This is a genomic window from Actinoallomurus acaciae (genome assembly GCF_042429965.1).
Taxonomy (GTDB): domain Bacteria; phylum Actinomycetota; class Actinomycetes; order Streptosporangiales; family Streptosporangiaceae; genus Actinoallomurus; species Actinoallomurus acaciae.
Genome location: NZ_JBHLZP010000732.1, coordinates 1 through 5,676, shown reverse-complemented (window position 1 = coordinate 5,676; position 5,676 = coordinate 1). Strand labels below are relative to the sequence as shown.

The window sequence follows — 5,676 nt, the reverse complement described above, 5'->3', positions numbered from 1 at the left end:
GGTGCTGGCCCTCGGCCGGACCGCCGAGCCCGCCGGTGCGTCCGTCCGGACCGCCGTCGCCGACGTGACCGACCGGGACGCCCTCACCCGGGCCGTCGCGGAGGCCGAGCACGGCTGGGGCGCACGGCTGGACGGGGTGTTCCACCTCGCGGGCCGGTACGGCGAGCGGCCCCTGGACCGCTGTGACCCCGCCCATCTGGAGGAGATCCTCGCGGCCAAGGTCGACGGCGCGCGGAACCTGCACGACCTGCTGCGCGACCGGCCCGGCACGCTGTTCGTCTCCTTCTCCTCCGTCAACGGGCTGTTCGGCGGCGCGTCGGTGGGCGCGTACGCCGCCGCGAACGCCTACCTCGACGCGCTCGCGGCCGGTCTGGTCGTGCGCGGCCTCGACGCGTACAGCCTGGCGTGGAGCATGTGGGAGGAGACCGGTATGAGCGCCGGGCATCCCCTCACGGCGCTCACGGAGAGTCGCGGCTACCGCGTGCTGCCGCCGGAGGAGGCGCTGCGCTCGCTCCGCGTCGCGCTGGGCCGGGACGCGCCGCACCAGCTCATCGGGCTCGACCCGGCCCGTCCATGGATCGCCTCGCACCTGACCGAGGTGCACCCGCTGCGGCGCCTGGTCGCCTACACCGACTCAGGCTCCGGCACCGCGTCCGCGGCGGACGCGCGGGACCGGTACGGCACGCCGCTCGGGCACCGCGTCGTACGCCTCGACGCCCTGCCACGGGTGCCCGGGACCGGCGCGGTGGACCGGACACGTCTCGCCGGTGTGACGCCGGACCGGGCCGGTGAGCCGCGTCCCGGCTTGGAGACCGTCATCGCCGCGACCTGGGCCGAGGTGCTCGGAGTGGCCGCCGTCGGGCCCGAGGACGACTTCTTCGACCTGGGCGGAGGGTCCCTTCAGGCGACTCGCGTGCACGGCCTGCTCGAGGAGCGCCTCGGCCGCGAGCTGTCCATGGTGGAGCTCTTCCGCCGCCCGACCGTACGCTCCCTCGCCGGAGCCCTTGAACCGGACCGGAAACCCGCCGTGACCGGCACGCGCGGGCGGTCCCGCGCGGAGCGGCGCCGCACCGCACGAAGACGTCCGCGCACCGGCTGAACTCACGCGCAGGGCTCCAGTAAAAGAGCCTGAAGCGCAATTCACAACACACTGTCACAAAGGCTCTTGTTAGGTAAGGCTAACCTAAGTTAGCCTCCCGCTAGGTCATCGGACACCTGACCCGGAGGAGTTGCCATGGTCACCACGCCCGCCGAGCTCATCACGAAGTTGGACGGCACCGACCCCAACGACATCGTCCGAAGATTCGCGGCCAACTCCGCCTTCCGCGCGGCCACTCAGGAGGAGCTGACCACCGAAGAGGACCCCTACCGCCGGCCCGTACGGCCTGACGACCTCGCCTGGCTGGACTACGCCACCCCGATGCCGGCCGACAAGACCCTGCTGCTGAGCTGGCTGCTCGGCCACCGCATGCTCCGGAACGTCTACGACACCGACCTGCTGCACCTGCCCCCGGCGGCCAACCCGGTCGCCGACCGCCACCGCGGAGACTTCTACTCCCTCGACAACCGGGTGCTCGGGGCGCTCGCCGGCCCCATCCTGGAACGGCACCTGTTCACCCACCTCGACCTGGACCGTGAGCCGCTCGCCACGCCCGAACTCGGCCCGCTCAAGGCAAGGCTGCGCGCGTACCACGAGGAACGGTCGGCGGCCCGCGACGACGCCTTCGCCATCGCGCTGACCCGCCGCGACCGCCGCGAGGCGGCGACATTCGTGCTGCTCCAGCTGTCCGCGTACCTCCCCGCCGCGTACCACGCGATCGGGCATGGAGCGATCGGCGAGTACACCCAAGCCCACCCGACGCTGCGCGACTCGCTCCTCGCCGACTACGCCGGCTGGTCCGGCCGCGCACCCGAGTACCGCCGACTGCTCGCCGCGGCCGGGCTCAAGCCGGGCACCGCGGCGTACTGGCAGCTCTACCTGGGCACCTCGCTCGGCCGGGGCAACCACCTCCACTACTTGTCCCGGACCCGCGAGCACGCCTTCCGCTTCCTCGGCGCCTGGGTGCACAAGAAGATCGACGACATGGTCACGGCGGGCCGGTACGCCGCCGTGTTCGAGGAGGCCTTCGACCACCGGACCGGCCTGTTCGAGAGCGACGCGGCGTTCGACGAGAACCGGCTCGACGCGCTGGTCACCGAGCTGCTTGAGCCGCTGACCTCGCGGTTCGGAAGCCCGGTCATCGAGGAGTTCCACGCGGGTTTTGAGGACGCCCGCCGGCTCGCCGGGCTCTGGGACCGCGACCTGTCCGAGCAACTCGCCTGGGCGGATGACATCCCGGCCTACATGGAACGCGCCGAGCGGATCCAGAGGCACATCACCGATGAGCACATCGACGTCGACCTCGACACGTTCGTGGAGTCGTGTGAGGAGACCTCCACCACCCACGTCCACGACGAACACCGGTGGTGATGATCGAGGTGGGGCAGATGCACTTCTGGAACAACGTCACCCACCAGATCAAGCTGGAACAGGGCGACAAACTACTGATCCCGCTGGGGCGCCTGCACGGCTCCGTCGTCCTGTCCGGATCCTGTACCTACCATCAGCCGATCATCCCCGAAGAGATGTACCAGCGCTTCTGACCCCGGGATCGAATGTGAGCATCGAAGCCGGTGTGGAGAGCCACACCATCGGGGATCTTCCGGACTGGGGCCGGGCCTGCGTCGAGGAACTCATGTCGACGCTGCTGCTGGAGAAGTCCTTCCCCTGTACGTTCGCGATCGCCGCCGCCAAGAAGAAGTCCTTGCGCTTCGGGTTCATCGACAGCGCGAAGGACCCGAGCCGCTGGGGGGCGCTGCCCGACATCCTCAATGAGTACCTCCGCGTCTATCAGGACATCGACCGGGACACCTCACTCGTCGTCTTCTTCCGCCCGGAGGAGGAGCCCGCCTCGCTGTCCTCCTACTTCTCCCGCTTCTGGGAGGTCCTCCAGTATCTGCACCAATATCTGCACCAAAAGGACACGCTGCCGTGGCCCGGCGACATACCGGAGGATCCGGGCGAAACCCTGTGGGAGTTCAGCTTCGCCGACACACCGATATTCGTCGTCTGCAACACTCCGGCGCACACCCGGCGCCGGAGCCGCCACAGCAGCGGAATGGTCATCACCTTCCAGCCCCGCTGGGTCTTCGAGGGACTCGAACCGGGCGCCCCGCGGGGAGACGCGGCCCGCCGGGTGATCCGCAAGCGGATACGCCGGTTCGACGGGATGGAACCCGCCCCCCAACTCGGTGACTACGGCGACGAGGGCAACCGGGAGTGGAAGCAGTACTTCCTGCCGGACACCAATGAGGAGGAGATCCACGGCTGCCCGTTCCACCGGAAGGCGCGGTGGGACCGTTCCGTCCAACAGGTCGTCGTCAACGGCCGCCGGGAGTACTCCCTGTGGCCGGACGGCCGTGACCTCCCCGCCGGCTGGCGGCATGCCGGCGTGCGGGGAGACCGGCGGACATGCCTGGACCACATCGAACGAATCTGGACCGACATGCGCCCGGCCGCCAGGGCGGCCGGGTAGCCACCTTCCAGCCCGGGCCGCGCCGATGTTCGCCCAGTCGGCGGTGACTCGACGGCCGAGCGTAGGCGCGCAGGCGCGGTCGCGATCACCTTGCTCTGCGGGGCGGCGCCGGTGACGGCGCCACCGTCGCTCACCGGCGTCACCGTCAACGGTCCGGGCCGGTCCGGCGAGGCAGGGGCCAGGGGGTGGGCGCCCCCTGGCCCCTGCCCGCCCCCGTGCCGGGCCGGTTCGGTCACGGGTGCCAGACGGTCGCCTTCTTGAAGTAGTAGCTCGGCGGGTAGGTCGTGCAGAACGTGCTGCCCTTGGCGCGGTAGGCCGTGCCCTTGGCCTTGATCTTCCAACCCGGGTAGGCGATGAAGCCCTTGGGGCCGTAGAGGCCGCCGTTTCCGCCGATCTTGTAACGACCGTCCTGGATCAGGTACCAGTGCGTGCCGAGCATCTCGATGCAGCCGTCGTAGTGCTCGAACTTCCCGCTGTAGGTCTTCACCGCCTGGGCCGAGACCGTTCCGTCCGTCTGCGCCGACGCCGGCGACGAGAAGGCCGCCACCGCCAGGCCCGCGGCCATCACGCCGCCGGTCACACGGATCGCTGCGCGCATGTCCGTTCCTTTCCTGCGCTTGCCGTGAACTGCGGTGACACGAATTCGCCCCCCGCATTGCGCCGACTATTACCTCCCTTGGTTGGGGTCTGGTTGTGAGATGGTTGTCGGCGAGGCCGGTACGGGAGGCCAGCGATGGAGTTCGGGGTTCTCGGGCCACTGGAGATCCACGACGGGGCGCGGGCGGTCGACCTGCCGCCGCAGCGACGCGATCTGCTCGCCCTGCTGCTCTGCCGGCCCAACACCGTCGTCTCGGCCGACGCCCTCGTCGACGGGCTCTGGGGCGAGGCGCCCCCGCGTACGGCCGCGAAGAGCCTGCAGATCCAGCTCCACCACCTGCGCCGGGCGCTGGACGACGACGATCGCCTGGTCCACCGGGCGCCGGGCTATCTGCTGACGGTCGGCCCGGACGAGCTCGACGCCACCCGCTTCGAGCGGCTCGTGGAGCGGGGCCGCGCGGCGCTCGCCGAGGGACGCACCGGTGCGGGCGTGGACCTGTTGCGCCAGGCCCTCACGCTGTGGCGAGGACCGGCGTTCGCGGGCCTGGACCACCTGACGATGGCGGCCGACGAGGCGCAGCGGCTCGCCGAGCAGCGGCGGACGGCCGAAGAGGACCTGCTCGACGCCGAGCTGGACCTCGGCAACCACGCCGACGTCGTCGGGCGGCTGACCGCGCTCGTGGCCGAGCATCCGTTCCGCGAACGGCCGCGCGCGCAGCTCATTCTCGCGCTCTACCGTCTCGGCCGGCGGGCCGAGGCGCTCGACGTGTACCGCGAGGGCCGGAAGGTGCTCGCCGACGAGCTCGGGCTGGAGCCGGGACCTCGCCTGCGCGACCTCCAACGCGCCATCCTCGTGAACGATCCCGCGCTCGATCTACCGAGGCGCGAGTCGCCGTCCGCGCAGGTGCCCGCCGAGCTGCCGCTCGACATCGCCACCTTCACCGGACGGTCCGGCGAGGTCGAGCGGCTCCGCGCCATGCTCACGGCCGATCCCGGTTCGCCGGTCATCGCCGCGATCAACGGCGTCGGCGGCAGCGGCAAGTCGGCGCTCGCCGTCCGCGCCGCGCACGAGGTGGCCACCGCCTTCCCGGACGGCCAGCTGTACGTCAACCTTCGCGGTTCCACGGTCGGGCTGGAACGGCTGCCGGCCATGAAGGTGCTCGGCCGGTGGTCGCGGACGCTCGGCGCGAGCGGTGAGCACGCCCTCGACGACGTCGACGAGGCGGCGGCGCGCTTTCGCTCGCTCACCGCCGGCCGCAAGATGCTCATCGTGCTGGACGACGCGGCCGACGCGGCCCAGGTGCGGCCGCTGCTGCCCGGCGCGCCGGGCTGCGCCGTGCTGATCACCAGCCGCCGCATGCTGTCCACCCTCGACGGTGTCGTTCATCTGCGGCTCGACGTCATGTCCGAGGCCGAGGCGCTGACCGTACTCGACCGGCTCGCCGTCGCCGACCGGGTGGCCGCCGACCCCGACGGCGCGGCGCGGGTCGCGGAGCTGTGCGGG

The 5,676-nt window shown here is 71.1% G+C and carries 6 protein-coding genes; 5 read left to right on the top strand and 1 reads right to left on the bottom strand.

The genetic code is table 11. From position 1 onward, the window contains the following. The 4 genes from ACFFNX_RS45925 to ACFFNX_RS45910 all read left to right on the top strand — a co-directional run. A partial coding sequence (locus ACFFNX_RS45925) for an SDR family NAD(P)-dependent oxidoreductase (RefSeq protein ID WP_378212636.1) occupies nucleotides 1–1,099 on the top strand: 1,099 nt, incomplete at its 5' end. Nucleotides 1,100–1,234: 135 nt separating this feature from the next. Continuing rightward, the gene (locus ACFFNX_RS45920) at nucleotides 1,235–2,470 is read left to right on the top strand and encodes a hypothetical protein (RefSeq protein ID WP_378212634.1); all 1,236 of its coding nucleotides are present in this window, start codon (nucleotides 1,235–1,237) and stop codon (nucleotides 2,468–2,470) included. A gap of 17 nt (nucleotides 2,471–2,487) precedes the next feature. Next, on the top strand, nucleotides 2,488–2,643 hold the full coding sequence (locus ACFFNX_RS45915) for a cupin domain-containing protein (RefSeq protein WP_378212632.1): 156 nt from the start codon (nucleotides 2,488–2,490) through the stop codon (nucleotides 2,641–2,643). A 14-nt stretch (nucleotides 2,644–2,657) separates the two neighbouring features. Beyond that, nucleotides 2,658–3,575, top strand: a complete 918-nt coding sequence (locus ACFFNX_RS45910; RefSeq protein ID WP_378212631.1) for a YqcI/YcgG family protein — start codon at nucleotides 2,658–2,660, stop codon at nucleotides 3,573–3,575. Between the two features lie 232 nt (nucleotides 3,576–3,807). Here the strand turns inward: ACFFNX_RS45910 and ACFFNX_RS45905 are convergent, their stop codons facing one another. After that, nucleotides 3,808–4,173 carry a hypothetical protein gene (locus ACFFNX_RS45905; protein ID WP_378212630.1) on the bottom strand — a complete coding sequence of 122 codons (366 nt, stop codon included), beginning with the start codon at nucleotides 4,171–4,173 and terminating at the stop codon, nucleotides 3,808–3,810. 135 nt (nucleotides 4,174–4,308) lie between these two features. On the opposite strand from ACFFNX_RS45905, the gene ACFFNX_RS45900 reads away from it, so the two are divergent. Next, the coding region (locus ACFFNX_RS45900) for an AfsR/SARP family transcriptional regulator (RefSeq protein ID WP_378212629.1) at nucleotides 4,309–5,676 on the top strand (1,368 nt) is incomplete at its 3' end.

Excerpts from the sequence above, each read along its gene's own strand:
- ACFFNX_RS45920 (WP_378212634.1), top strand. The coding sequence starts at position 1,235 with ATGGTCACCACGCCCGCCGAGCTCATCACGAAGTTGGACGGCACCGAC.
- ACFFNX_RS45915 (WP_378212632.1), top strand. The coding sequence starts at position 2,488 with ATGCACTTCTGGAACAACGTCACCCACCAGATCAAGCTGGAACAGGGC.
- ACFFNX_RS45905 (WP_378212630.1), bottom strand. The coding sequence starts at position 4,173 with ATGCGCGCAGCGATCCGTGTGACCGGCGGCGTGATGGCCGCGGGCCTG.